This window comes from Bacillus cereus group sp. RP43, assembly GCF_040459645.1.
GTDB classification, from domain to species: domain Bacteria; phylum Bacillota; class Bacilli; order Bacillales; family Bacillaceae_G; genus Bacillus_A; species Bacillus_A mycoides_C.
Map to the genome: position 1 here is coordinate 3545966 of NZ_JARVHQ010000001.1, position 25486 is coordinate 3571451.

Below are 25486 nucleotides of genomic sequence, written 5' to 3' on the forward strand. Positions count from 1 at the left end.
TAATGGGAAGTCCTTTACCTCAATATTTCATTTGCTTCTTTTTCATAAATTTTATCAAACGAAGTCATGATGCGCTGCGATGCTTGAATCATTTTTTGACTCGACATAAGATCTGCCATCTCTTTCGTCATATCTACATTTGAATTTTCTAGCATATGATTTTTCACAATCCCTGTTCCATTCGGTAAATCAGCGAGGTTACCTTCTGCTAGTGTAAAACTTTTATTTTCTCGTTGCACAAGGCGAGCATTCGTTTCTGCATCTACTGTTTTCGTTTGCAAGCGGCCAATATTATTTTGTGTTACTTCATCGTATAATGTACCGTCTGCTTGTACAGCTACCTTTGCTCCTTCTGGAATACGAATACGTTCATTATTCTCACCCATTACGAAAGCACCAGATGCTGTTTGTAAATAACGATCACTATTTAATGTAAAACTACCATCTCTCGTTAAAAATGTTTCATCATTTTTAGAAGTAACGAAAAATGATGATGTACCAGCCGCACCGTCATCTAAAAAGAAATCTGTAGGGCTATTTGTAATTTGTAAATTTCCTTGCGCTAAATTCACATGTGTCGCAGCTGGTACGACAGCGTAATCGGTCGAACCGATATTTGTCGCCGATCCGTCTCCGCGGCGATATGTGTCTTGCACATCAAATACTTTAGAAGTCATATTTTCTGCTTTAAATCCTGTCGTTTGGGCATTTGCAACGTTATTTGAATGAACATTAATATGCTGCATGTAATTCATCATACCCATAGAACCTATATAAAGACCGTTCATACTCGTTTGAATAAGGCAAGCGCCTTATTCTTCACCTCTTTTCTTACGATGTTTGTAACATTTGTTTTGCTAAATGTTCAGCTGTAGCGATATGTATATGTTGCTTCACGTCTTGTCCGTCTGTCATTAATACAATTGGTGCTGATGATACTGCTGGAATTTTTAACAATTCACCACTACTCGCTGTTTCATCAAATTTCGTAAATACGATTCCATCAATGTGAATATCTTTAAAATTCGTAATGATTTCAATCATATCTTTACTTTTCATAGAAGCAGATAACGTTAAACAAATATAATCTGGCTCTACTTGCCCCATCGTCTCAATCATTTCTTCAACCGTATCTGACGTACGATAATTCTTTCCAGCCGTGTCTATTAAAATATAATCAACGCGAGCTTCTTCTTTAAAATAAGTAAGTGCCCTTGCCATTGCGGGTTCATCACGCACAGCGATTACTTCTGATCCAATTGTTTTCACGTAATCTTGTAATTGCTGTACTGTCCCGATGCGAGAATGGTCTGTTGTAATAAAACCAACTGTTTTTTTCTTCCCATGAAACTGCCATGCCATTTTCGCAAGTGTCGTCGTTTTTCCAACGCCAGTTGGACCGATTAATGCAATTGTTTGTACCTCTTTCTCAAATACGTTTTCAGTATTGAAATGAGATCTCATATCTTCCAATATGTATCCGATGACTTCTTCTTCTGTAATCATCGTTGCATTCTCAAACTTCACTTTTAATTTTTCAGCATATGCATGAATGAAATATTGTTCCACATCGTTTTGTTCTAACATCCGAATTACTTTTTGAATAATAAATGGTACAGATTCCTGTTTTTCTTGTTTTATAACTACTTCTTCTTTCTTTACAGGAATAGCTTGTTTCACAACAGGCTGTTTTTTCGTTACTTTCGTCTCCTCCGTACGTTTCACAACGACGATTCCTTTTTCAAACAGTTGTAATAGTTTCTCTTTTTTTCTTGCCCATTCTTCACTATTCCCTGTTTGCATCGCTGCGTACGACATAGAAGTCGTTACGTTTTCTAAATTGTGCAAGACCGATTGAATTCCATTCGCCTTCACGATTTCTTCTGAAGGTTCACCTACAACATCCATTAATTGCTCATGAAATTGAGTTGTTCCTTCGCTATTTTCATCCTGTTTATCTTCAGGAAAAGCGACTAACATTTCATAATTCTTCTTCCAAAAAAACGGGATGTTTCGTTTTACACTTTCATCGACAACGTAGTAATAATCTGTACCATATTGGTCAAATAACTTTCGATACAATTCATTTTTCGAAGCTGCTTTTATTCGCATTAACGCTTCTTTTTTTTCTGTACTTTCCATTACTTCACCCCCTACTATTCAATATAAGCAATTTGATCTACAACAATTTCTGGTGCTAATTCACTAATACATAATACTTTAGCTTCTATTTGATAACGTTCAAGAAGTCTCACAATCGCAAACCTGAAATCTTTTCTGCGTGTTAATAATACTGGCTCTCTTCCCATTAAACGAGCTTGTTTGAAAACGCGCTGTACTTGTTCTACTACACGCGTTTCTAAATCTAAATCCCAGTTTAATAAATAACCTTGGTATGAATTATTAACAACATCTGCATCTAACTCAAGCGAATCAGCGAAAAGCGCTGCATAAATTTTCCCGTCAGGATTTTTCGCACTCTCACAAATAACTTTTGAAATACATTCACGAACAAATGCAGTGACACCATCAACATGGTTTTGATAAATTTCTTTCCCGTCAATAATACCTTCAATAATTGTCGGTAAATCACGGATTGAAATTCCTTCTTTCAGCAGTTGTTTAATAACATTTTGAACGAGTGATAAATCAATTTCTTTCTTCTTAATCTCTTCTAATAAAACGCCATTATCAGTTTCAAGCGAGTTAATCAAGTCTTTCACATGTTGACGCTGAATTAACTCGTGAAGGTTACGTCTAACGACAACATCTAAATGCGTAATTAATATGCTGAGTGGCTCTAACACTTGATAGCCTTTCATTTGTGCATCTTGTACCATATGCTCCAAAATCCAATATCCATCTTCGCCGAAAATTGGATCTTTCGCTGGCTCTGCATCTAAATCAGCCATTACGTTCGGTGTTTTCAGTGCTAATAAATAACCTGATTTTAAAACACCTTCAGCCGCCTTCGCACCTTTAATACGAATAATGTAACGTCCGCGCGGTCTAAAACTCGTATTATCTTTAAAGTTAATTCCAGGAACGTTAATACCAAGGTCGGTAATAATCGACTTCCTCATTAGAACAACTTTATCACGAGCTGTTTCCCCGTTAATCTTCTGCTTTACAAGTGCCGCTAAATCTAAACCGAGTTCTACAATAATTGGATATTTATCTGTAAAGACTCCGAATGAATCTTCCACTTGCTGTAATTGCTCATCCTCGCCTTGAATCATTTCTAATTCTTTTTGAAGCTCGTCTTCTTTTTCTTTCTTTATTCGCTTTTTATTGCGAATTCCTAAGAAGATAATTGTTCCACCAACGAGAGCAAATGGTAGAAATGGTAACGGTGTAAAAACACCCATTGCGATAAATAAACCACCAAGCGCATATACAACAACTTCATGCGCTAATAACTCTTTAAAGATTCCTTCAGTTACTGTATCAGGTGAACCGTCAAATACTCGCGTTACGATAATACCTGTTGAAATCGCAAGCATTAACGAACCGATTTGGTTTACAATTCCGTCACCAACAGTTAACTGTGTATAGTGAATAGCCGCATCTGCAAAGCTCATTCCTTGCTGCATCATACCAACAATTAAACCGAAAATAATATTTACGAATAAAATGACAATCCCGAAAATAACATCCCCTTTAATGAACTTTCCGGCACCATCCATCGCTCCGTAAAACTCTGTTTCCATATTTAATTTTTTTCGTTTCGCCTGTGCATCTTTTTCTGTAATAAGACGCTGATTCAAGTCAGCATCGATAGACATTTGTTTCCCTGGTAAAGAATCAAGTGTAAAACGAGCTGCTACTTCAGCTGTACGAGACGCACCGTTTGCAACGATAAACTGGAATATGATTAATACTATAAAAATAACGATACCAATTAATAAGTTCCCGCCAATTACGAACTGGCCGAACTCTTCAATAACATGACCCGCATTTCCGTCTGTTAAAATCGCTCGCGTCGTCGAAACGTTAATCGATACGCGGAAAATCCCGATTAATAACAACATCGTCGGAAATGACTTTAATTCATCCCACTCGTTAATACTTGTAGCTCGCATATAAATAAGCACTGACATACTTAGTAGAAAAACGATAACGATATCAAGTATAAATGGTGGAAGTGGAATTAAGAGCGCCACAACGAATGACGCTGCTAAAAAGATAGAAAAATAGGTTCTTGCAGAATCCATCTTAAACAAAGAGATCCCCTCCAAACGCGCTATTATACTTCAAGTTCTTTCGTTTGAATTAAATAGCGCATAACTTCAATTACAGCTACATATAAATCTTCTGGAATCGTCTCATCTTCCTCGACTTGATAATATAAAGAACGAGCGAGCGGACGGTTTTCCACCATTGGTATTTCTTGTTCACGGGCAAGTGTTCGTATATATAATGCGAGCTCATCTTCCCCTTTTGCAACGACAATAGGCGCCGCATCAACTTGTTTATTGTAACGAAGCACCACTGAAATATGCGTCGGGTTGTTCACAATAAACGTTGCACCATCCATCTTCTTCGCGATTGTCCCTTGCAAGATGGCATGCATAAAGTTTTTTCGTTTCCCCTTTACTTGCGGGTCCCCTTCATTATCTTTATGCTCTTGTTTCACTTCTTCTTTTTTCATCTTAATATCTTGTTCGTACTCCCATTTTTGATAAATGAAATCAATAATAGAAAGAATGATTAAAATAATTAAAATGGCTAAAAAGATAAATTTAATTTGGCTAATAATTTCAGTAAGTGACGCTGTCCAGTTAAATCCAATCATACTAACAATCTTCTCTAAATTCTTTTTAAAGAGAACGTACGAAACGTAACCGATTAATCCCATATAAAACAGTGATTTCAAAATATCTACTAAACTTTTACGACTAAACAATCTCGTAAAATAGTTTTTCGGATTAATACGTGATGCTTTCGGCTTAAGTACTTTAGAAGAAAATAAGAAACCGACTTGAATCATATAATTGAATAAATGAAAAGCGTATACGAGTATTAATATAGGAGCTGATACTTTCAGAAGTAATATGCCCATTAAATAAAAATACTCGGTCGAATCTGTATTTTTTCCAATTTGATCAAACAGCACCGCTACGGAATTCGCAATCTCAAAACCGAGCCAATCTCCGAAAAAGTAAACGACAACTGCTAATACAAGAATGGAAAATAAATTATTTAAATCTTTACTCCGGGCGATATTCCCTTCTTCACGCGATTTTTTACGCTTCTGCGGGGTGGCCTTTTCTGTTTTATTATCCTTTGCCATGCGCGTCCCCCTACTTCGTTAAGAAAAAGTTAAATAGTTTCGTATACTCTTCCAGTAATACGTCTGTCATATTTTTAAACACATAACCGAGCATCGGTACACTCATCGCAATAAACAAAATACCACACGTTATTTTAATTACGTACGCATTCATAAAAACGTTTAATTGCGGTGCATTTTTTGCGATTAAAATAAGGACGAAATTAATAATGAATAGACTGCCCATAAGTGGCAAAGCAATTTCAACCGCTGATGTAATTGCAAATAATAACGTTGCGAGTAGACTATCTAAAAAACTAGTCGTCAACAATTTTGAAATCGCCTCTGTATATTGAAACGACTTTAAAATCGTGGCAACGAAATAGTTAATGCCGCCCAGTGAAATAAAAATAATAAGAAAAAATATATCAAAAATTGTTGATAGTAAAGTAGACTGTGATCCTGCATTCACATCAAATAAACTCGCCTGCGATAAACCGATATCAAAGTCTAAAATATGCCCTGCCATTTTTGGAATGTTCCACAGCATCTCTACAATTTTTGAAAGTGATAACCCAATTACAATTTGCGTTCCTGCATAAGCTGCTACATCCCAAACTGTCTTTATGTGAGAGACATCCACTTGATCGGCCACTGTAATCGAAAGAGCGAGTCCAAATGTAACCTTTGCCATCGCCGGAATTGATCGACCTGAGAAAAACGGTAGAAAATATAAAAATGAAGTAATGCGACAAAACGCAAAAAACGTCGCCGCCCATAATTCCATATTCATTTCAGTTCACCTATCTTAGTACGAACGCAATAGCGATGGGATTTTATCAAATAAATCTAAAATAAGCATCGTTAACTCTTGAAACATCCACGGACCTAAAATGATAATAACGAGCACAATACTCGCCATTTTCGGTAAAAACGTCAACGTTTGCTCTTGAATTTGCATCATCGCCATAATAACCGCGATAATAATAACGACAATCATACTTACAACGGCAATCGGCATTAAAATCATAACCCCTTTATAAAAAAAGGTTTGGAAAATATCTATAATTGGTGACGTATTCATTTATATGACTCCTATCACATAGCATCAAACGCTTCAGGCGACCGTCTTAAACATAATATCGACGATTTTTGTATATCCACCTAAATATACGAAAACGAGTATTTTAAACGGTAAACTTAAAATCATCGGCGGTACCATCATCATCCCGAGGTACATTAAAAGTGTACTAATAATCAAATCTATAAATACAAACGCTAAATAAATGAACATCCCCGTTAATAATCCTTTTTGAATTTGCGTTAACGTGAAGGATGGTACAAGCGTAAACAATGAAAGATCCTTTAAATCTTTCGGCAACTCTTCTCCACGCACTTTAAGCATCATTTTCAAATCATGCTTATACGTATGCTTCGACATATAATCTTTCATAATCGGAGCTGTCGTCTCCGCAGCTTGACTTACTGTTATTTTTTCTTTCGTCATCGGGTCCCACACATCACTCTTTAATTGACCAAGCACTGGCTGCATTGTAAACAGCGATAAAAATAATGCGAGTCCAACAAGCACTTGGTTCGGTGGTAAATTCATAACCCCAAGCCCTTGACGAGTAATCCCAAGAACAATCATAAAATAAGTAAAATGCGTAAATAAAAGAACGATAGAAGAAGATAATGATAGAAGGGTAACGAGCGCGAATAGTTGTACACTTGAATTACTCGTAAACTCTTTTCCATTTTCGAAATTAATAAAGCCGTTCGGGGCTGCATACGCTGGATTTACAAAAACAAATGAAAAAATAATAGAAAATGCGAAAATAACGGCAAATAACGATAACTGTTTCTTTATTCTCATGATGGATCCTCTACTTTTTTCGTTTCACTCTTCACCGCGTCTTCTAACGCTTGTTGAAACTGATTTCCTGTTCCTGTTAATTGTACTGATTGCACACCGTTATTACTAATAACAGTAAACACTTGCTTCCCGTCCACTTCAAATAAAAAGGCGCTCGTTTGATGATTTAAATAAACACCGTCTTTCACTTGAATGTGTCCATTTTCACCTTGCTTAAAAAACTGCTGTTTGCGCGTCTTTTTCGTCATATAATACGCACCATAGCCGAGCGCACCAAACAGTAAAACGACTTGAAATAAGGTCGTCATATACGACATATGACTCCTCCTCTACTCTTTATCCTGCATTTGATTTTGCTTTTGTGCCTTCATAAGCGCCGCGTGTTTCTTGTCAGCTTCAATTTCAGAAATAATAATGCCAAACTTCTCGTCCATTACTATTGCCTCACCAATACCGACTTTCATATCACTTAAATATACATCTACTTTATGTCCTAAATTTTTCTCTACTTCAAGAACATCGCCAACCTTTAACTGCTTCACATCACCAAGCGTAATAGATGACTTCCCAAGCTTTACTCCAAGTTCAATCGAAATATCTGAAACGGTATCAATATGTGCCTTCCCCGCTTCATTTCGTTTCCCTGCAAATTCTTCTAATCCCATTAATGACACAGGAGATACTTCATGCTTCATATGGATCCTCCTACTCTATAAAACTTTTAAATAGGAGCGCCTTACGCGTTCCATCTTTCCCGATAAAACAATTAAATTTATGCTTTCCATCTACATAACCACGTAGTTGGTCTGAAACCTTTGTATGAAGCGGAATAATATCGCCTTCTTCAATTTGCTCAATCTCGCCCATTGTCATCTTCTGCTCACCAATCGCAACGTGGACAGGTTTATACACTTGATTTACTTTCACTTCTACTTCAGACGTATACTTTTTACGCTTATCCGAAGAATGTTCTACAATATTTTCAGACGTTAACTTATCCATAATTTCTTCAACAGATAAGAACGGAATACCGATACGAACTGTCGTATTCCAAAACTCTGTTTTCATATTTACATTCAGTAATGAAATAATATCGCTTGCCGTCGTAATCTTAAGCGCATTCGGATCTGTCTCCGTCGTTACAAACTTCGGTTCAATCGCAACAACGCTTTCAAATGATTGCTCTAAATTTTTACAAAGTAGCAAGAATATATTATCAAGCGTTAAAAACTCAAACGCGGTCAGCGGTCTGCGCATCATAAAGTTACGCTTACTATCTCCACCAAGCCAGCATTCATGAATATAAATAACAAATGCTAAATCAATCTCAATAACAATTTCTCCAAGCTCTGGTAAACCGAGATCAATCACGCAATATAAATAATAATCTTTCGGCATTTTCTCCACATACTCACTCGTAAATGGAACTTGCTCAACCGTTGAAGGCTCTAGTTCAATTGGAATACGCATACGAGCTGACAACGTCTGTGACGTCTGCTTTCCAAATGTAGACGCAATCGCCTGCAAACTACGTAAATGTTCAACACCAAACTTCTCTGGTCTATTAAAATCATACTCTTGAAATTTATCTTGCTTCCCTGCTTCTTGTGCGAAAGCTGGCATTTCCTCGCCTTCATTCACCGCCTTCAGCAGGGCATCAATTTGCTCTTGGCTTAATTTTTCGCCACTCATGACAATCCCCTTCCCTACCTTTTCAATTCAACGATTTCAACGTACATTTTCCCATTCTTCGTCAAAATCTTTCCGGTTCCAATCTCTTCATTCTCAAGCATAAGACGCACCGTATTTTTCGTTGAATTTTCAAGACGATACAATGTACCTTTCGTAATATGAAGCAGATCTTCAATTTTCTTTTTCGTATTTCCGATTTCAAAATAAATTGTTAACGGAATATCATCTTGTAATTTCAAATCTAGCCAACTCCCATATCATGTTCACAAAAATTTCATGTTCTCTATTTATATAATGAAATTTTCTATTTCGAAACGTCGATATTTAATATTTTTTTAATATATCCTTGCGTTTCTTTAAATGGTGGTACGCCTCCGTACTTTCTCACATTACCAGGACCAGCATTATAAGAAGCAAGCGCCAATACGAGATCACCGTTATTTTTCTTTAAATAACCACTTAACTCTTTCACGCCGCCTTCAATACTTTCAGCTGGTGAAAATGGATTTTTTATACCCATCTCTTTCACATTCGCTGGCATAAGTTGCATAAGCCCCATCGCCCCTGCATGTGACACCGTTTTCGGATTAAAATTAGACTCTACTTCAATCATTTTTTGAATTAACGTTTTCGGAATTCCATATGTATTACTTACGCGATCAATAATATCCTCATACTTACCTTTATTTGAAGAACGTATTTTCTGAATATTATATTTATTCGTTAATCCCCACGTATCAGTAGGCTCATTTTTCGTTTCTGAGAAACGTCGCTCAAACTCTTTTTGTGCAACTTGCACTTCATCTACTTTCTTCGTTTCAGATTTCTCCCCAGGCTTAGCCGCTTCCTCTACTTTATTAATAGGTTCTTCCGGTTTATTAACAACCGTTTCTATTTTCGTAGATTGTACCGGCTGACTCATATCTTCTATTTTTACCGGCTCTTTAGCAACTTTCGTCTCCTTCGCAGGTTCACTCTGCAATTGATCTTGAAAACGACTACTAACGAACGCCTGCGGACTACTTAACTTTTGCTGAATTTGTCCTTTTTTATATGCAAGAACTTCTTTTACTATATTTCCAACTACCATAATATCACCTTTTCGGTAAACAAAGATAATCTAATATTAGAGTTTTTTAAAAAAGTTTGCAATAATCCTTTTAATAATATTTTAATAAAAAAATGAATATATTGTTAAACTGTTATTTTTTTATATTTATTAATTCGAATTTTTAGTTGACACCCATTATAGCAAGGCTTACAATAAATCTCGAAATCGATTTTTTCGCATATTACCGTTTTTCGATTTGCCGAAAAGTCAATATAAAAAAATGGGGGTTCTTAACATGAGAATTAATACAAACATTAATAGCATGCGTACTCAAGAGTACATGCGCCAAAACCAAGCAAAAATGAGTAACGCTATGGACCGTTTATCAAGCGGTAAACGTATCAACAACGCTTCTGACGATGCAGCAGGTCTTGCAATTGCAACTCGTATGCGTTCACGTGAAAGCGGTCTAAACGTAGCTGCTAACAACACACAAGACGGTATTTCTTTAATCCGTACAGCTGATTCAGCGTTAGGTTCTGTATCTAACATCTTACTTCGTATGCGTGACCTTGCTAACCAATCTGCAAACGGTACAAATACATCTGATAACCAAGCTGCAATGCAAAAAGAATTTGCAGAACTACAAAAGCAAATTACTTACATTTCAGAGAACACACAATTTAATGATAAAAACTTATTACAGTCTAATTCATCTATTAAAATTCAAACATTAGACTCTTCAGATGGTAACCAACAAATTGGTATTGATTTAAAATCTGCCTCTTTAAAATCTCTTGGAATCGAAGAATTAGCAATTGGTGCTTCTGCTAATCCACTTGCTAAAGCTACTGTTGAAGCAAGCGAAGCTTATGACAAAGCTAAAGCTGATACTGCTGCTTTTAAAACATCAATCGACACATTAGCTAATGGCGCTCCAGGTGCTGAGAAAGATGCGGCACTTTTAGTTAAAGCTTATATTGAAGCTGCACCTGCTGATAAAGCTAATAAAAAAGTTGATATGGATGCTGTTGATGCTGCTAAAAAATTAGGTGCACAATTTGACACTCTAGAAGCGGCTGAAAATGGTAAAAAAGCTGAACTTACTATGGCTACAGCTAAATCAGCAGCTGATACTACAGCTACAGGATTAGTTAACGCGTATGATGATGCTAAAAGATTAGCTATGGCTAACACTAAAGCTGAAGCATACCTTGAAGCTAAAATGGCTTATGAAAAAGACACAAGTAATGTAGCTAATAAACAAAAATTAGATACTACTAAAGAAGCAATGGAAAAAGATCCAGCTTCTAAAGACTTAGTTGTAAAATTAGATGCCGCTAAAGCCGCTGCTACAAATGGTACTCCATTAGATGCGGTAAGTAAAATTGATGCTGCATTAAAAACAGTTGCTGACAACCGTGCAACTCTAGGTGCTACATTAAACCGTCTTGACTTTAACGTAAACAACCTTAAGAGCCAATCTGCTAGCATGGCTTCAGCTGCTTCTCAAATCGAAGACGCTGACATGGCGAAAGAAATGTCTGAAATGACTAAGTTCAAAATCTTGAACGAAGCTGGTATCAGCATGCTTTCTCAAGCAAACCAAACTCCACAAATGGTTTCTAAATTATTACAATAAGCCATTTGAGTTAGTTTCAAAAATAAACCTCTCTGCTTGCGGAGAGGTTTATTTTTTCTATATAGATGAATTATTTGTAAAACCTTTCTTTTTTTAGGTGGAAGAGAGCATCAGCGATGCGTGGAAACGGTCAGTGCCTATTTCTATCCCCTCCCATGTTAAAACACAAACATGAAATGAGCATAGGTCCCTTTTCTTTTCATAACCGTTTTTGGGCATTAAGACCATATATAAATAAGGAGTGTCTATTATGCGTATTGGCACGAATGTTTTGAGCTTGAATGCTAGGCAGTCGTTGTATGAGAATGAGAAACGTATGAATGTTGCAATGGAGCGTTTAGCAACTGGTAAGAAGCTAAATAATGCTTCTGGTAATCCCGCTAATATTGCGATTGTGACTCGTATGCATGCGAGAGCGAGTGGTATGCGCGTTGCGATTCGTAATAATGAGGATGCGATATCAATGCTTCGTACAGCGGAAGCTGCTCTTCAAACGGTTACGAATATTTTGCAGCGTATGCGTGATTTAGCCGTTCAATCTGCGAATGGTACAAATTCTAATAAAAACCGTGATGCGCTGAATAAAGAGTTTCAATCTTTAACAGAACAAATTGGCTATATCGGTGAGACAACTGAGTTTAATGATTTATCTGTATTTGACGGACAAAACCGTCCTATTACATTAGATGATATCGGTCATACAGTAGATATCACGAAATATATTCCCCCTTCCCCTACACAACATGACATCAAGATTTCAGCAGAACAAGAAGCAAGAGTGGCGATTCGTAAAATTGAAGAGGCTTTACAAAATGTATCACTTCACCGTGCTGATCTGGGTGCAATGATAAATCGTCTGCAATTTAATATGGAAAATTTAAATAGTCAAAGTACAGCGTTAACAGATGCTGCTTCTCGAATTGAAGATGCGGATATGGCGCAGGAGATGAGTGATTTTTTAAAGTTTAAATTATTAACCGAAGTTGCGCTTAGTATGGTTTCGCAGGCTAATCAAATTCCACAAATGGTCTCTAAGTTATTACAATCTTAAATATAACCTTTAAAACCATTGAAATAACTCTACATAAAATAAAAAGCGGGATACATACGTGCTATGTATCCCACTTTTCTATCAATCTATCCTTTATAAATAAGATCCTCCGCTAAAGAAGTAAACATCTCCCCAACAAACGAATCTTCGTCATATACACATGAACCATTATTTTCTTCCCGCTTCGCAAACGGTATTTGAGCGATTACTTCTGTTTGCAGTTGTTCTGCTAACATTTCGCCGCCACCTTTTCCAAAAAGATAGTTTCTTGAGCCATCTTGTTCTTCGTAATATGCCATGTTTTCAATGATACCTAAAATGTCGTGTTTCGTATGTTTTGCCATTACGCCTACTCTAGAAGCGACAAATGATGCTACGTTATGAGGCGTTGTAACGATAATTTCCTTCGCTTGCGGAATCATTGCAGCGACATCTATCGCAACGTCTCCTGTTCCAGGTGGTAAATCTAGAAGAAGATAGTCTAATTCTCCCCAGTGCGTGTTCGCAAGGAAGTTTTGAATCCATTTGTTTAACATCGGTCCGCGCCACATTACTGGGTTATTCCCATCTGTAAAGAATCCCATCGACATAATTTTAACACCATGACTAACGACTGGAATTGCGGTTTGATCGATCATTGTTGGCTTTTCATTCGTTTCCATCATAGCTGGAATACTGAACCCATATATATCTGCATCTAAAATCCCAACCTTTTTCCCCATACGTGCTAAAGCAGTAGCAAGGTTAATTGTCACAGTTGATTTTCCGACCCCTCCCTTTCCGCTCGTTACAGTAATAAAACGTACACCAGAATCATGTCGAAGCATACTAGGCATTCCTGTTTCTGTTCTAGCTTCTTTCTTTAAAGACTCCGTTAATGCCGCTCGTTCTTCTGGTGTCATCGAACCGAATGTTAAAGAAACTTTTGATGCTCCAATGTTTCGAAGAGAGTCTTCAATATCTTGTTGAATTTTCGCCTTTAACGGACAACCTTGAATTGTTAAAACTACTTCTAGCCCAACCTCTGTACCATCAATTTGTATATTTCTTACCATATTTAATTCCACAATACTTTTGTGTAACTCTGGATCTTCTACATGGCTTAAAGCGTTCATAATCTGTTCGTGAGTAATCATCATACACATTCCTTCCATTGTAATTATTTTACCTTGTGAAAAAAATCTCCGCTTTTCCCACCCGTTTTTTGTACTAAATATGTTTCTTTCATAACCATCGTTTTATCAACAGCTTTACACATATCGTAAAAAGTAAGGGCGGCGATTGATACAGCAGTTAATGCTTCCATTTCCACGCCTGTTTTCCCACTGCATTTTACTGTCGCTCGTATGATTAATTCATAGCCATCAGTTTTCTTTTCATAATGAAACGTAAAGTCTGTTCCTTGGATTAATATCGGGTGGCACATCGGGATTATATCCGCTGTTTTTTTAGCACCTATTATGCCAGCAACTTGTGCTACTTGGAGCGGATCACCTTTTTTCAACCCACCACTTTGAATTGCTTCAAATAGTTCATTTGATAAAGAAATTGTACTTTGCGCAACAGCTGTGCGTGTTGAAATATCCTTTTGAGAAATATCAACCATTTTAGCTCTTCCTTCTTCGTTCCAGTGCGAAAATTCACTCATAATGATCCTCCTTAATGTATAAAAGATGCGGTATTCAAATAAGAAGAATTACCCCCCACTTACGGGCGGGATAAATGCAACAGTATCTCCAGCTTTTACAATATCTTCGTCCGTTACAAATTCTTCATTAATCGCAACCATCACTTTATCTAGCGTCTGTAATTGATACTTATCTTCCAGCCATTTTTTTAATTGTTGAACATTCATCTCTCGTTTTTCTATTATCACTAACTTCTCTGAACCGACTTCTTCTCGTAAGTTTGCGAACAGTAAAATTGTAATCATTTTCTCAGTCTTCTTTCTTTGGTTTTCCTTCTGGATAGGGCGTATTTTCAAGTTGATCTCCAATCCACTCCGTTCCATCTTCCCAAAATTCTTTTTTCCAAATTGGGACGATTCTCTTTATACGTTCAATTGCGTATTCATTCGCATCGTACGCTACTTTACGATGCGGCGAAGATACTGCAATGACAACGGCAATATCCATTATTTCTAGTCGGCCTACTCGGTGCGTGATTGCTATTTTTGCATCCGGCCATTTTTTCTTAATTTCTTCTCCGATTTCAGTAAGCTTTTTTACTGCCATCGGTTTATAAGCTTCATACTCAAGATGTAACGTTCGTTTTCCTTTCGTTAATTCTCTTACCGTTCCAATAAAAGTTGTAATGGCCCCTGCTTCTCGTCTTGCTACTTTATTCGTTACTTCTTCCACTACAATCGAAGTATCGACAATTTCAAATCGAGCTTGTCCCATCAAAATCCCTCCCTACTTTACGGAATGCCCACGGCCACTTACTACCTTCGTTATCTTCTAATAAGAGAATGTCTACAAACATCCCTTTCTTATATCCTCTCGTACCGCCTAGTAGTACGATAAAAATGTTTGATTCTGCTAAAGAAGAAACGGAACTAGATTTATCAAACCCTGATGGATAAGCGACTAGTTGTCCTTCGTTATACTTCAGCTTCGCTCGTACAAATCTTGTAAATGGATTCGGTTTTAGAAAATCTTCTCCGAGTATTGCTTTTTCTCGCTTTACATGTGGTGTTTCACTAAACATATACGCACGAATGCTAGGTTTTACGAATAATTCAAAGCCTACGTAACAAGCAGATGGATTACCTGATAATCCGAATAATAATTTTCCGTTTAATTGCGCTACAGTCGTGACGCTTCCCGGCCGCATGGCTACTTTATTAAAAAGAACTGATGCGCCTAATTTTCCGTATATCGCTGGCAAATAATCGTAATCTCCTACCGAAACGCCACCAGTTGTAATTAACATATCAACTTCGCTTAACGCTCTTTTCACTGCTTCGTAGCACATATGAAAATCGTCACTAAACTTCCCGAAGTATTTTACTCTTCCACCTGCTCTTCGAATTTGAGACGATATCATATACGTATTACTATTTCGAATTTTCCCAGGTTGTAGTTCTTCATTTACATCGAGAAGCTCACTCCCAGTCGCTAATAGTCCAATGATAGGCTTTTTCGCTACTGGCACTTCGCTATAACCGAATGTAGCAAGCAGAGCTGAAATACCTGGATTAATGTAACAACCTCTTTTTGCGAGAACAGTTCCTTTACGCGCATCTTCACCTTGAAAGGAAATATTGTCCCCTTCTTTAAATGAGCGCCTCACTTCCATATAGCTTTTTCCGATATTCTCATATTGACGATGACGAGTCAGTTCTAGCATGACGACCGCGTTACATCCTTTCGGAATTTGTGCCCCTGTCATAATTCGAACTGCTTGAAACGCTCCTACTTCTTTAGGAAATACGGAACCTGCTCCAATTTCACCGATTACTTCAAATACGATTGGATTTTCACGACTTGCTCGCAAAGTATCTTTTGCCCTAATAGCAAATCCATCATATGGTGAGCGATCGAAGGAAGGAACATCGTGATCAGCTACTAAATCGGCTGCTAATGTACGTCCGTACGCTAATTCAAGTGGTACTAGTTCTTTTACACCACAATTAGCAAATTCCATCACTTTACGAACAGCCTCTTCAACTGTAATTGGCACTCTTCTTTCCATCATTACCAATCCCTTTCTATTACCCTAATAACCGATAGTAAAGTTGTTTTGCTTTTTGAATTTCATTCGTTCCGTGAATAAATACACGCCCATCTTGAAAAATGACGATGCGATAATCTTCTAATTGGCAAGAGAGCAAATACGGATTCCGATCAACTTTTCCGTGGTTCTTTAATACTTTTTCTAACTCGTCAAAATTGTAATGATTATTATGCGCCGGTCTAATTTGAACTGTATTTCTTCCGCATAAAACAGCTGTCTTCGTTTGATTTTCGTATGATAAATAAGGATAAGTTCTATTTGTTCCGCATGAAGGACAGTCTTCTGTTTTGATTTTTCCTAGTTTGATAGAATGATGTTGATTACTCCATATATCAAACATTAAAAATGTTTTTCTAATTGCTTCGTAATCTTCTACTAAAATTTTGAATGCTTCTGCCACTTGGTACGCTGCGACGATTTGAACAGCTGGACTAATAATTCCAACTGTGTCACACGTAGCCCCTGTAACAGGAACACTTTTCAACACGCAATGTAAGCACGGTGTTTTCTTCGGAATAATTGTATAGCTCATGCCATAACTTCCGACACAAGAACCGTAAATCCAAGGGATATTGTGTTTTTGTGATATATCATTGATCACGAACCGAATATCGAAATTATCTGTTGCATCAATAATGACATCGACACCACCTAATAAAGCCTCCATATTATCTACTCTTGCATCCATTACTAGCGCTTGAATTTGTACTTCTGAATTAATTTGTTTGAGACGATTCTGTGCCGCTATTACTTTTGGTAACTTTTCTATCGCATCTTGTTCAGCATAAAGCTGTTGCCGCTGTAAATTACTCCATTCTACGTAATCACGATCAATAATCGTTAATTTCCCGATACCTGCACGTACAAATGACTCTGCACTTGCACTTCCTAATGCACCTGCCCCGACTATTAACACATGCTTATTTCTAATCTTCTCTTGACCTTTACTTCCAATAGGAGTGAACAACTGTTGTCGTGAATACCGCTCTATCATGAAATAGCCTTCCTTTCATCTGAAAATCAACTTCATATACTATTATTTTTTCAACACATCTTTCTCGATAACACTTTGTTTCTGGTAACAAGAAAAATAAGCGAACCCAACAAATCCCGCTCCGCCAATTACATTTCCGATAAAGACAGGCACAAAGTTTTTCGCAAGATCCATCCACGTAAGGTGACCCGCAAAAATCACGGCTGAAATGACAAACATATTTGCTACTACTTGCTGAAATCCAATGACGACAAATGCCATAATCGGAATCCATATTCCAACAATCTTCCCAATTAAATCATTCGTTCCATATGCTAACCAAATTGCAAGGCAAACGAGCCAGTTACAACCAATTGCTAAAATTAACGTTCTCCCGAAAGATTCATGTAACTTATCTTGAGCTATCGCTATCGTCTTATTTAAATACGCACCCTCAGTTAGCCCGCCAAGATGACCGAAACAATACGCTACGAAAAGTGCACCTACAAAGTTAGTTAAAGTAATCCAAGCCCAATTGTTTAACACATGTTTCAATGAAATTTTACGTGCATAAAGTGCCATGGACATTGACATCATATTTCCCGTAATTAATTCTCCTCCTGCTAAAACAACTAGCATAAGTCCAATAGGAAAAACCGCTCCTCCTATAAAATTGACTAAACTTCCCCATTGCTCTGGTACATTACCTAGAACCCGAATATTAAGTAAAAATCCTAACGAAATGAATGCTCCTCCTAAAAAACCAAGAATAAGCATTGCGGATAGCGGTTGCCTTACCTTTTGAACACCGGATTCAATCACAAGCGCCGCGATTTGTTCCGGTTTATGAAATGCCATAACCAATTCCTCCATTTTTCTCAATTAAAAAAAGCAGCTTCAAAAAACCTTAAAAAATTAAGGATTTTTGAATGCTGCTTAATTTCTCTGCATGTCTCTTACAGAAATATCAATCATCATTTTTACTATACGCATAGAAAGTGTACAAAACTTGCACATTTCCCACTATTTACTTTAACAAAGAGAATCTACATTCGTAGTAGTTTCTCAGCCACCGATATGCGACATTTCAATTTTCGGCATTGTTTTTTTATTCGTATTGCTTAACCGTTCATCTGAATAGCGATCTGAACGATTATTCCAAATGTCACGAATAATATCAGTAATTTCCTCATCCGTATATCCAGAGCGAAGTAATTCTTTAAGATCGTTTCCTTTAGAAGCAAACAAACATGTATACAATTTTCCTTCTGCTGAAATACGCGCTCTTGTACATGATGAACAGAACGAATCTGTTACAGATGAAATAATTCCTATTTCTTCCTCACTACCCATATAGCGATAACGGGTCGCAACTTCACCAGGATAGTTCGCTTCAATACGTTCAAGCGGCATAACTTCATTAATCATCTTTAGTATTTCTTGCTTAGAAACTACTTCGCCTAATTCCCAGCCGTTAAAATTTCCGACATCCATATATTCAATGAACCGAAGGATATGCTTATTCTCTTTAAAGTACTCTGCCATCTGAACGATGTCTTGTTCATTTTTCCCTTTTTGAACAACCATGTTCATTTTAATTTTCATTCCAGCTTCCGCTGCAGCCTGTATTCCTGCAAGAACCGTTTTTACTTTACTTCTATTCCCATTTAAATAAGAGAAACGTTCTTCATTTAACGAGTCTAAACTAACTGTCACACGAGATAAACCCGCCTTATATAAATCCGGAGCAAATTTTTTAAGTAATGATCCATTTGTCGTTAAACCGATATCCTCTACTCCGTCAATTTCGTTTAACCGCTGTATGAGTTCAGGTAAATCTTTTCGAAGTAAAGGCTCTCCCCCAGTAATGCGTAACTTTCTTACACCTAAAGAAACGAAAATACGTGTAATCCTTTCAATTTCATCAAAAGATAAAATTTTATCATTAGACAAAAAAGAATAATCACGACCAAATATTTCCTCCGGCATACAATATCGACAGCGAAAATTACAACGATCGGTAACAGAAATACGTAAATCCTTTAAAGGACGATCCAATTTGTCTAATGTAACAGATTTCATATTTATTGCCTCGTTTCTACTTATTTATATTTACAATCCGCTCTGGATGCGTATATACATTTAAAGATTTATTGCGAATGAAGCCTATTGTAGTAATCCCTAACTGCTCTGCTAGCTCTAATGCTAACTCAGTTGGAGCTGATTTTGACAATATTACTTCACAGCCAATTTTCGCAACTTTTAATAGAATTTCAGAAGAGATACGTCCACTAAAAACAATAATTTTATCACCAATCGAAATGTTATTTTTTAAGCAATAGCCGTAAATTTTATCTAAAGCGTTATGTCTTCCTATATCCATGCGGCTTAAAACAATTCCACTCACATCACATAAAGCTGCATTATGAACGCCGCCTGTATGTTGAAACGTAGACGCAGATTGCTGCATATCATTCATTAACCGAAAACAATCCTCGGCAGAGATTTTCACGCGAATATCATTCATTTCTTTCGCAGTCAGCGCATCGTTTGCGAAAACAAACCCTTGCCTACTCATTCCACAGCACGAAGTAATATAACGTTTGTTTTGCATGTCACGATAATAAGGATTGATTTTCGTCGTTTTTACATGGACATAGCCTTCTTTTTCTTGCACCCATATTTCATCAATATCTTCATACTTTCGGATAATGCCTTCAGAGGCTAAAAAGCCAATTACCATGTCTTCAATATACTCTGGAGTACTAACCATTGTAACAAATTCCTGGCCGTTAATTTTAACCGTAACAGGAAACTCTGTTACAATGCTGTCCTCTATATGTTTAAATTCCCCTTGCTCATATTTGAAGATTTCCCGTTCCACCTGAATCGATTTCACGATGAGTATCCTTCTCTCACGTTATATTTTTATCAAAGACAAACACCGAAACTGCAATATCTTCATCTACTTTCATATCAGAAAACAGATGAACTAATTTCGCCCCAACAAGTTCTTCTAAATGTTCACGAGAATTAGCAGCATACACTTCTTGAATCATTTTCGTTCGAGCCATATGAACCATTTCCGCGCCCTCCATAGTTCCCGAAATGAATTTCTCTGTAGGTGTCAAATTCCCATAAAGTGTAGCAATCGCCATATTTTCAGCAAATACAGTATGAATTCGTTCCGGCCCTTTTCCGAATAAATCCTTTCGAAGCTTTCGTATCATATCATTAAATTCATGTACCATTTTTGACATACTCTCATTCCTTCCCAGCTAATCAATATTTACTTTTCAAATATTATTCCATCATAACCATTTTATCAAAATGACCATTTCGTCCAACTATTTAATAATGAGACGAAATGGATCATCTTTTTCAATTATCTCAAGTGCGCAAACAACATATGAAATACTATTATCGTTGCTTATTTATTCTTCTTTTAACCCTTTACCCATGCCTTTTAAGAAATGAAGACCAAATCCGATAGCACGATTAATATCTGGATCCTTCAGTACTTTCATAAGGTCTAATATTCCTACTTTTTTATTACTTTGCAAATGCTGATTTCCTTCATCCATACCTGTTAATACACTACCTATAAGCTTTTTCGTAAGTTCCGGATCAAGTTCTGTTAAAGCTCCTGCAGCGCCCATCATATTGTTAATTAAATTTGTAACTGGTTCACGAGTGACTTGGCCTAGAACAATTTTTGCGATTGGTTCTTTCGCTTTCAGCATAGAATTTGCAGCTTCTAGCATCCCGATGTCATTTAGTTCACCTACTATATTAAACATTTGATTTAAAGCATCTTCATTATTCGCTAAAAGTTCTTTTAAATCTTCGAGTTTTTGTTGTTTGAGTTCTTCCTCAGTTAGCTCCTGCTTCTGGATCGCTTGAATAGGTGCTGCCATACTCTTTTCTCCTCCCTATTTATCCCGCTTTAACGGGCAGTAAGACCCCTACCTCAAAATTCAGCGAAAGCAAAGAAGTTAGGTGGGGGATCAACTGCCCGTAAAAGCCCGATTGGTTCAACTAATAATCAGTGGGGGATGAACACCCCCCCACTGATTAAAGTTTCACTTTATCCGTTAAATGTACGTATCCTGGACGAGCCCACTTGCGATTTACCTCAATGCCGTTTTGAGGGTGACGCTTTTTATTACGCGGGTTCGTTTTTGGCATCGGATTCTCTCCTTCTACTTCTAACACTTCCATACGCACTTTCGTTTGTTTATATGCAGGCGTATTCGTACGTTGATCAACCGCAGGACCTGTTAAGAAATTAATTGCCGTTTCATTATCTGTCGAGTTCATCGGTAAATACAGCTCATTCGCTTTTACACGATCCGTTACAAGTGCACGTAATTTAAGTGCTCCGAATGGAGAAACAAGGCGTACTAACGAACCAGTTTTCACCCCGCGTTCCCTTGCTAACTCTGGAGAAACTTCAACGAAAACACCTGGTACTTTCGATTGAATACCAGTTGATTTATTTGTCATGTTCCCTTCATGGAAATGCTCAAGCATACGACCGTTATTAATGTGAAGATCGTATTCTGCTGGAAATTCAGCAGGACGTACCCAATCAGCTATCGCAAAACGAGCCTTTTTGTCCGGGAAATTAAATCCATCTTTGAATAGAAGCGGCGTATTCGTTCCATCAAAACTTCCCCAGTGGAAACTGTTCCACCCTTCAAGCACTTCATAGTTTGCGTGTGCGAATAGTGGTGATAAACTCGCCATTTCAGCAAAGATTTCACTTGGATGATTATAGTTCCAGTTCGCACCTAACTTATTGGCAATTGCTTGCACGATCCACCAGTCTGGTTTCGCATCTCCTAATGTTGGAAGTACTTGATATAACCTTTGTACACGACGCTCTGTATTTGTAAAAGTACCTTCTTTTTCAAGAGATGGCGCTGCTGGTAATACGACATCAGCGTATTGAGCTGTTTTAGAAAGGAACACATCTTGAACGACAAAGAATTCAAGACTTGATAACACTTCATGTACGTGATTTGCGTTAGAGTCTACAAGAGCCATATCCTCTCCAACAAGGTACATAGCTTTCATTTTCCCTTTATCAATTGCGTGAAGCATTTCAATGTTATTAAGACCTGGTTTGTTATCAATTTTTACTCCGTAAGCTATTTCAAATTTCGCACGTTCTACATCGTCAGTAACGTGCTGATATCCTGGAAGCCAGCCTGGAAGTGTTCCCATATCACAAGCACCTTGTACGTTATTATGACCTCGAAGCGGATATGCACCAGCACCTGGACGGCGATAGTTTCCTGTTGCAAGTAGTAAGTTTGAAATTGCAGCGGAAGTATCTGAACCACCGGTATTTTGCGTTACCCCCATTCCCCAAAGAATACACGTACCATCTGCATCACGAATCATTTCTGCCATTGTAACGAGCGTTTCTTTTGAAATGCCTGTAATCTCTTCTGCGTATTCAAGCGTATATTCCGCGAGACTACCTTTGAAATCATCAAAGAAGTTTACATTTTCATCGATGAACTGCTGATCGTGCCAACCTTGATCAATCATATATTTCGTAACAGCCATTAACCATACTTGGTCCGTTCCTTGCTTTGGACTAACAAAGATATCTGAACGCTCTGCCATTTCAGTTTTACGAAGATCTGCAACAATTAGTTTTTGACCGTGAAGTTTATGCGCACGTTTCACACGAGTCGCTAATACCGGGTGACCTTCTGTTGGATTACAACCGACGATAATAACAAGACCCGATTGCGCGATATCTTTAATCGTCCCTGCATCTCCGCCCATACCAATTGTACGGAACAATCCATCTGTCGCTGGTGATTGACAATAACGTGAGCAGTTATCAACGTTATTCGTTTCGAACACTTGACGCGCTAATTTTTGAATAACATAATTATCTTCATTCGTAATTTTAGAAGAAGAAATAAAGCCGATAGAGCCTTTACCGTACTCTTCTTTAATAGAGCTCAATTTATTTGCCACTACATTAAGCGCTTCTTCCCAAGTTGATTCAACGAACACTCCATTTTTACGAATTAAAGGTTTCGTAAGTCGTTTTTCAGAATTAACGAAATCCCAACCGAATTTTCCTTTTACACAAGTAGAAATTGCATTAACTGGTGCCTCAGAGGTTGGTTGTACCTTTAAAATTTTGCGCCCTTTCGTCCATACTTCAAATGAACAACCTACACCACAAAACGTACAAACTGTTTTCGTCTTCTTCGTACGAGTATCGCGCATCGCAGCTTCTACTTCTGACACAGCGAAAATACCGCTATATCCAGGTTCGACCTCTTTAATAAGATCAACCATAGGTTCCAGAATATCCGGTTTTAACCCTGTCATAAATCCAGCCTCACCGAGCATCGATTTCTCCATTAATGCATTACAAGGACAAATTGTTACACATTGACCGCAGCTTACACATGAAGAATCGTTAATATCTACTCCTTCATCCCAAATAACACGAGGACGCTCTGCCTCCCAATCAATAGATAACGTTTCATTTACTTGTAAGTTTTGACACACTTCTACACATTGACCACACGCGATACATTGATTCGGGTCATAGCGATAAAATGGATGAGACATATCAACTTCGCTTGCATCAACTTTTGGCTCGTAAGGATATTTTTGATGCTCAATTTCCATTAATTCTGCCGTATTATGCAATTTACAATTCCCGTTATTGTTGTCACATACCGTACAGTAAAGTAAATGATTTTCTAGTAAACGGTCCATCGCCTCATGTTGTGCTGCCTTCGCACTAATAGAGGACAACTCGATACTCATACCGTCCGTCACTACTGTAGAACACGATCGCACTAGCTTTCCATTCACTTCTACAATACAAGTATCACACGTTTGAATAGGATCCACTTCCGGCACGTAACAAATTTGTGGATGTTCAATTTCGTTCTCATTAATAATGCCCAGTATAGTTGAACCAGGCTCAGCATTATACTCTTTGCCGTCAATTGTAATATGAACCATGCTGTCATTCATGGTTACTCCCCCTTTTTGAGAATAAAAAAAACTCCACCACGAAAATATACGCACCACATTTTTGGCACGTTATCATCATGGTGGAGTAGTTTATTAGCACATCTTGCTAAAATACCAGTCCATTTATTCATAAATAAAATGATAGATTCATAACAGGTCATATCACGATTCCATCTTTAACACTGTAATTATAGCGTTAAATCCAAAAATACACAATATCAAAATGATAAAAAGGTCACAGCACATAATGCTCTGACCTTTTTACTACCTTTCAGGATTATTCTGAGATGACTTACTTCCCGGTGCAAACCAACCAATTAGTGCAATAGCAACTAATACTCCGTAGAAGATTAAAGTCCAAGTTGTACTGTGCGGGAAATCATGGTCTAAAATACCAATATCCTCGTGGGCAAGTGTAATTACAGCAAGTTTGACGCCGACCCAAGCAACAATTGCATATGCTGTTGTTTCCAGTGCCGGACGTTTCTCAAGTAATTGTACAAACCAAGTTGCTGCAAATTTAATTAAAATAAGTCCGGCGATCCCTCCAAGAAGTACAACTATGAACTGTCCTCCATCCATACCACCGAAATCTTCTAGCGGTGAATCTGGAAGACCGAGGGCAAGAGCGACCGCAGCTAATATTGAATCAATTGCGAAAGCAAGGTCAGCTAATGCAATCTTTCCTACTGTGAACCAGTAGCTTTTACCTGCCGCTTCCTTTTCATTTTCCTCGCGAATATTTTGATTGTTTTTTCCAAATTGTGCCTGAATGACATGCTTTAATCCTAAGTAAAGAAGATAAGCTGCTCCTATCGCCTGTATTTGCCAAACATTTGCAATAAATGAAATGGCAAATAGGGCTGCGAATCGAAAAACAAAGGCCATAATGATTCCGTAATTTATAGCTCTTTTTTTCTCTTCTTCAGGTAAATGCTTGGCTATAACTGCTAGTACAAGGGCATTATCAGCCGATAACAATCCTTCTAATCCGATTAAAATTAGTAATGCCCAGGCATATTCTAGCCATATTGAATCCATCCGCTTCTCTCCTTTCTAAAACTAAAATCAGATAAGGTCTTTGCTCAATAGAATTTCCTATTAAGCGAAATTAAATGCTAAAACTTATGGATAAAACATTTGAACGGTTACTTTGCTGTCCTCTATT

General features: G+C 37.5%; 27 protein-coding genes. 2 read left to right on the forward strand and 25 right to left on the reverse strand.

The genetic code is table 11. The annotated features are described in order from the left end of the window. Positions 1-14 precede the first annotated feature (14 nt). The 12 genes from QCI75_RS18465 to QCI75_RS18520 all read right to left on the reverse strand — a co-directional run bounded on the left by QCI75_RS18465 (position 15) and on the right by QCI75_RS18520 (position 9930). Positions 15-788 carry a flagellar basal-body rod protein FlgG gene (locus QCI75_RS18465; protein ID WP_353760985.1) on the reverse strand — a complete coding sequence of 258 codons (774 nt, stop codon included), beginning with the start codon at positions 786-788 and terminating at the stop codon, positions 15-17. A gap of 43 nt (positions 789-831) precedes the next feature. Further along, entirely contained in the window at positions 832-2142 is a 1311-nt protein-coding gene (flhF, locus tag QCI75_RS18470) for a flagellar biosynthesis GTPase FlhF (RefSeq protein WP_144505728.1), read from the reverse strand. 14 nt (positions 2143-2156) lie between these two features. Beyond that, positions 2157-4223, reverse strand: a complete 2067-nt coding sequence (gene flhA / locus QCI75_RS18475; RefSeq protein ID WP_353760986.1) for a flagellar biosynthesis protein FlhA — start codon at positions 4221-4223, stop codon at positions 2157-2159. Positions 4224-4246: 23 nt separating this feature from the next. Next, positions 4247-5293 carry a flagellar type III secretion system protein FlhB gene (gene flhB, locus QCI75_RS18480; RefSeq protein ID WP_002166036.1) on the reverse strand — a complete coding sequence of 349 codons (1047 nt, stop codon included), beginning with the start codon at positions 5291-5293 and terminating at the stop codon, positions 4247-4249. Positions 5294-5303: 10 nt separating this feature from the next. Then, entirely contained in the window at positions 5304-6065 is a 762-nt protein-coding gene (locus QCI75_RS18485; protein WP_001055697.1) for a flagellar biosynthetic protein FliR, read from the reverse strand. 15 nt (positions 6066-6080) lie between these two features. Continuing rightward, on the reverse strand, positions 6081-6356 hold the full coding sequence (locus QCI75_RS18490) for a flagellar biosynthetic protein FliQ (RefSeq protein ID WP_002011993.1): 276 nt from the start codon (positions 6354-6356) through the stop codon (positions 6081-6083). 33 nt (positions 6357-6389) lie between these two features. Beyond that, positions 6390-7148 carry a flagellar type III secretion system pore protein FliP gene (locus QCI75_RS18495; RefSeq protein ID WP_002126633.1) on the reverse strand — a complete coding sequence of 253 codons (759 nt, stop codon included), beginning with the start codon at positions 7146-7148 and terminating at the stop codon, positions 6390-6392. Then, a complete protein-coding gene (locus QCI75_RS18500; protein WP_000121176.1) occupies positions 7145-7465 on the reverse strand; it encodes a hypothetical protein in 321 nt (106 codons plus the stop codon). The genes QCI75_RS18495 and QCI75_RS18500 overlap by 4 nt, the downstream gene beginning before the upstream one ends. Positions 7466-7477: 12 nt before the next feature. Then, the gene (fliN, locus tag QCI75_RS18505; RefSeq protein ID WP_353760987.1) at positions 7478-7843 is read right to left on the reverse strand and encodes a flagellar motor switch protein FliN; all 366 of its coding nucleotides are present in this window, start codon (positions 7841-7843) and stop codon (positions 7478-7480) included. Positions 7844-7853: 10 nt separating this feature from the next. Then, complete coding sequence (gene fliM / locus QCI75_RS18510) at positions 7854-8840, reverse strand: flagellar motor switch protein FliM (protein WP_353760988.1); 987 nt, start codon at positions 8838-8840, stop codon at positions 7854-7856. 14 nt (positions 8841-8854) lie between these two features. Beyond that, entirely contained in the window at positions 8855-9079 is a 225-nt protein-coding gene (locus QCI75_RS18515) for a flagellar motor switch protein FliN (RefSeq protein WP_000775712.1), read from the reverse strand. Positions 9080-9144: 65 nt separating this feature from the next. Further along, complete coding sequence (locus QCI75_RS18520) at positions 9145-9930, reverse strand: transglycosylase SLT domain-containing protein (protein ID WP_353760989.1); 786 nt, start codon at positions 9928-9930, stop codon at positions 9145-9147. A 256-nt stretch (positions 9931-10186) separates the two neighbouring features. Between QCI75_RS18520 and QCI75_RS18525 the strand changes: the two genes are divergently transcribed. After that, a complete protein-coding gene (locus QCI75_RS18525) occupies positions 10187-11533 on the forward strand; it encodes a flagellin N-terminal helical domain-containing protein (protein WP_353760990.1) in 1347 nt (448 codons plus the stop codon). Positions 11534-11783: 250 nt separating this feature from the next. Beyond that, on the forward strand, positions 11784-12584 hold the full coding sequence (locus QCI75_RS18530; RefSeq protein WP_353760991.1) for a flagellin N-terminal helical domain-containing protein: 801 nt from the start codon (positions 11784-11786) through the stop codon (positions 12582-12584). Positions 12585-12670: 86 nt separating this feature from the next. Here QCI75_RS18530 and QCI75_RS18535 read toward each other — a convergent pair whose 3' ends face one another. The 13 genes from QCI75_RS18535 to QCI75_RS18595 form a co-directional block, all read right to left on the reverse strand. Then, the gene (locus QCI75_RS18535; RefSeq protein ID WP_353760992.1) at positions 12671-13723 is read right to left on the reverse strand and encodes a P-loop NTPase; all 1053 of its coding nucleotides are present in this window, start codon (positions 13721-13723) and stop codon (positions 12671-12673) included. 20 nt (positions 13724-13743) lie between these two features. After that, the gene (gene moaC / locus QCI75_RS18540; protein WP_025150807.1) at positions 13744-14232 is read right to left on the reverse strand and encodes a cyclic pyranopterin monophosphate synthase MoaC; all 489 of its coding nucleotides are present in this window, start codon (positions 14230-14232) and stop codon (positions 13744-13746) included. A gap of 48 nt (positions 14233-14280) precedes the next feature. Then, positions 14281-14517 carry a molybdopterin converting factor subunit 1 gene (moaD, locus tag QCI75_RS18545; protein ID WP_063217897.1) on the reverse strand — a complete coding sequence of 79 codons (237 nt, stop codon included), beginning with the start codon at positions 14515-14517 and terminating at the stop codon, positions 14281-14283. Between the two features lie 4 nt (positions 14518-14521). After that, on the reverse strand, positions 14522-14986 hold the full coding sequence (locus QCI75_RS18550; protein ID WP_353760993.1) for a molybdenum cofactor biosynthesis protein MoaE: 465 nt from the start codon (positions 14984-14986) through the stop codon (positions 14522-14524). After that, complete coding sequence (locus tag QCI75_RS18555) at positions 14967-16280, reverse strand: molybdopterin molybdotransferase MoeA (RefSeq protein ID WP_353761558.1); 1314 nt, start codon at positions 16278-16280, stop codon at positions 14967-14969. Before QCI75_RS18555 ends, QCI75_RS18550 begins: the two co-directional genes overlap by 20 nt. Positions 16281-16299: 19 nt before the next feature. Next, entirely contained in the window at positions 16300-17316 is a 1017-nt protein-coding gene (locus tag QCI75_RS18560; protein WP_353760994.1) for a molybdopterin-synthase adenylyltransferase MoeB, read from the reverse strand. Positions 17317-17358: 42 nt separating this feature from the next. Beyond that, the gene (locus QCI75_RS18565; RefSeq protein WP_063217900.1) at positions 17359-18153 is read right to left on the reverse strand and encodes a formate channel; all 795 of its coding nucleotides are present in this window, start codon (positions 18151-18153) and stop codon (positions 17359-17361) included. Positions 18154-18360: 207 nt separating this feature from the next. Further along, positions 18361-19377 (reverse strand): GTP 3',8-cyclase MoaA, encoded by a 1017-nt coding sequence (gene moaA / locus QCI75_RS18570; RefSeq protein ID WP_353760995.1) that lies wholly within the window; start codon positions 19375-19377, stop codon positions 18361-18363. A 16-nt stretch (positions 19378-19393) separates the two neighbouring features. After that, a complete protein-coding gene (fdhD, locus tag QCI75_RS18575) occupies positions 19394-20194 on the reverse strand; it encodes a formate dehydrogenase accessory sulfurtransferase FdhD (RefSeq protein WP_353760996.1) in 801 nt (266 codons plus the stop codon). Between the two features lie 16 nt (positions 20195-20210). Further along, entirely contained in the window at positions 20211-20555 is a 345-nt protein-coding gene (locus tag QCI75_RS18580) for a Na-translocating system protein MpsC family protein (RefSeq protein ID WP_002064644.1), read from the reverse strand. Between the two features lie 174 nt (positions 20556-20729). Further along, positions 20730-21212, reverse strand: coding sequence for a helical membrane plugin domain-containing protein (locus QCI75_RS18585; RefSeq protein ID WP_144505739.1), 483 nt, complete (start codon positions 21210-21212; stop codon positions 20730-20732). 157 nt (positions 21213-21369) lie between these two features. Beyond that, complete coding sequence (gene fdhF, locus QCI75_RS18590; RefSeq protein WP_353760997.1) at positions 21370-24318, reverse strand: formate dehydrogenase subunit alpha; 2949 nt, start codon at positions 24316-24318, stop codon at positions 21370-21372. 264 nt (positions 24319-24582) lie between these two features. After that, positions 24583-25359: a TerC family protein gene (locus QCI75_RS18595; protein ID WP_144505741.1), complete on the reverse strand. Its 777-nt coding sequence runs from the start codon at positions 25357-25359 to the stop codon at positions 24583-24585. Between the last annotated feature and the right edge of the window lie 127 nt (positions 25360-25486).

What these genes read in the sequence shown, in the direction of transcription:
- QCI75_RS18465 (WP_353760985.1), bottom strand. Translation starts at nt 788, where the DNA reads ATGAACGGTCTTTATATAGGTTCTATGGGTATGATGAATTACATGCAG.
- flhF (WP_144505728.1), bottom strand. Translation starts at nt 2,142, where the DNA reads ATGGAAAGTACAGAAAAAAAAGAAGCGTTAATGCGAATAAAAGCAGCT.
- flhB (WP_002166036.1), bottom strand. Translation starts at nt 5,293, where the DNA reads ATGGCAAAGGATAATAAAACAGAAAAGGCCACCCCGCAGAAGCGTAAA.
- QCI75_RS18485 (WP_001055697.1), bottom strand. Translation starts at nt 6,065, where the DNA reads ATGAATATGGAATTATGGGCGGCGACGTTTTTTGCGTTTTGTCGCATT.
- QCI75_RS18490 (WP_002011993.1), bottom strand. Translation starts at nt 6,356, where the DNA reads ATGAATACGTCACCAATTATAGATATTTTCCAAACCTTTTTTTATAAA.
- QCI75_RS18495 (WP_002126633.1), bottom strand. Translation starts at nt 7,148, where the DNA reads ATGAGAATAAAGAAACAGTTATCGTTATTTGCCGTTATTTTCGCATTT.
- QCI75_RS18500 (WP_000121176.1), bottom strand. Translation starts at nt 7,465, where the DNA reads ATGTCGTATATGACGACCTTATTTCAAGTCGTTTTACTGTTTGGTGCG.
- fliN (WP_353760987.1), bottom strand. Translation starts at nt 7,843, where the DNA reads ATGAAGCATGAAGTATCTCCTGTGTCATTAATGGGATTAGAAGAATTT.
- fliM (WP_353760988.1), bottom strand. Translation starts at nt 8,840, where the DNA reads ATGAGTGGCGAAAAATTAAGCCAAGAGCAAATTGATGCCCTGCTGAAG.
- QCI75_RS18520 (WP_353760989.1), bottom strand. Translation starts at nt 9,930, where the DNA reads ATGGTAGTTGGAAATATAGTAAAAGAAGTTCTTGCATATAAAAAAGGA.
- QCI75_RS18525 (WP_353760990.1), top strand. Translation starts at nt 10,187, where the DNA reads ATGAGAATTAATACAAACATTAATAGCATGCGTACTCAAGAGTACATG.
- QCI75_RS18530 (WP_353760991.1), top strand. Translation starts at nt 11,784, where the DNA reads ATGCGTATTGGCACGAATGTTTTGAGCTTGAATGCTAGGCAGTCGTTG.
- QCI75_RS18535 (WP_353760992.1), bottom strand. Translation starts at nt 13,723, where the DNA reads ATGATGATTACTCACGAACAGATTATGAACGCTTTAAGCCATGTAGAA.
- moaC (WP_025150807.1), bottom strand. Translation starts at nt 14,232, where the DNA reads ATGAGTGAATTTTCGCACTGGAACGAAGAAGGAAGAGCTAAAATGGTT.
- moaD (WP_063217897.1), bottom strand. Translation starts at nt 14,517, where the DNA reads ATGATTACAATTTTACTGTTCGCAAACTTACGAGAAGAAGTCGGTTCA.
- QCI75_RS18550 (WP_353760993.1), bottom strand. Translation starts at nt 14,986, where the DNA reads ATGGGACAAGCTCGATTTGAAATTGTCGATACTTCGATTGTAGTGGAA.
- QCI75_RS18555 (WP_353761558.1), bottom strand. Translation starts at nt 16,280, where the DNA reads ATGGAAAGAAGAGTGCCAATTACAGTTGAAGAGGCTGTTCGTAAAGTG.
- QCI75_RS18560 (WP_353760994.1), bottom strand. Translation starts at nt 17,316, where the DNA reads ATGATAGAGCGGTATTCACGACAACAGTTGTTCACTCCTATTGGAAGT.
- QCI75_RS18565 (WP_063217900.1), bottom strand. Translation starts at nt 18,153, where the DNA reads ATGGCATTTCATAAACCGGAACAAATCGCGGCGCTTGTGATTGAATCC.
- moaA (WP_353760995.1), bottom strand. Translation starts at nt 19,377, where the DNA reads ATGAAATCTGTTACATTAGACAAATTGGATCGTCCTTTAAAGGATTTA.
- QCI75_RS18580 (WP_002064644.1), bottom strand. Translation starts at nt 20,555, where the DNA reads ATGTCAAAAATGGTACATGAATTTAATGATATGATACGAAAGCTTCGA.
- QCI75_RS18585 (WP_144505739.1), bottom strand. Translation starts at nt 21,212, where the DNA reads ATGGCAGCACCTATTCAAGCGATCCAGAAGCAGGAGCTAACTGAGGAA.
- fdhF (WP_353760997.1), bottom strand. Translation starts at nt 24,318, where the DNA reads ATGAATGACAGCATGGTTCATATTACAATTGACGGCAAAGAGTATAAT.
- QCI75_RS18595 (WP_144505741.1), bottom strand. Translation starts at nt 25,359, where the DNA reads ATGGATTCAATATGGCTAGAATATGCCTGGGCATTACTAATTTTAATC.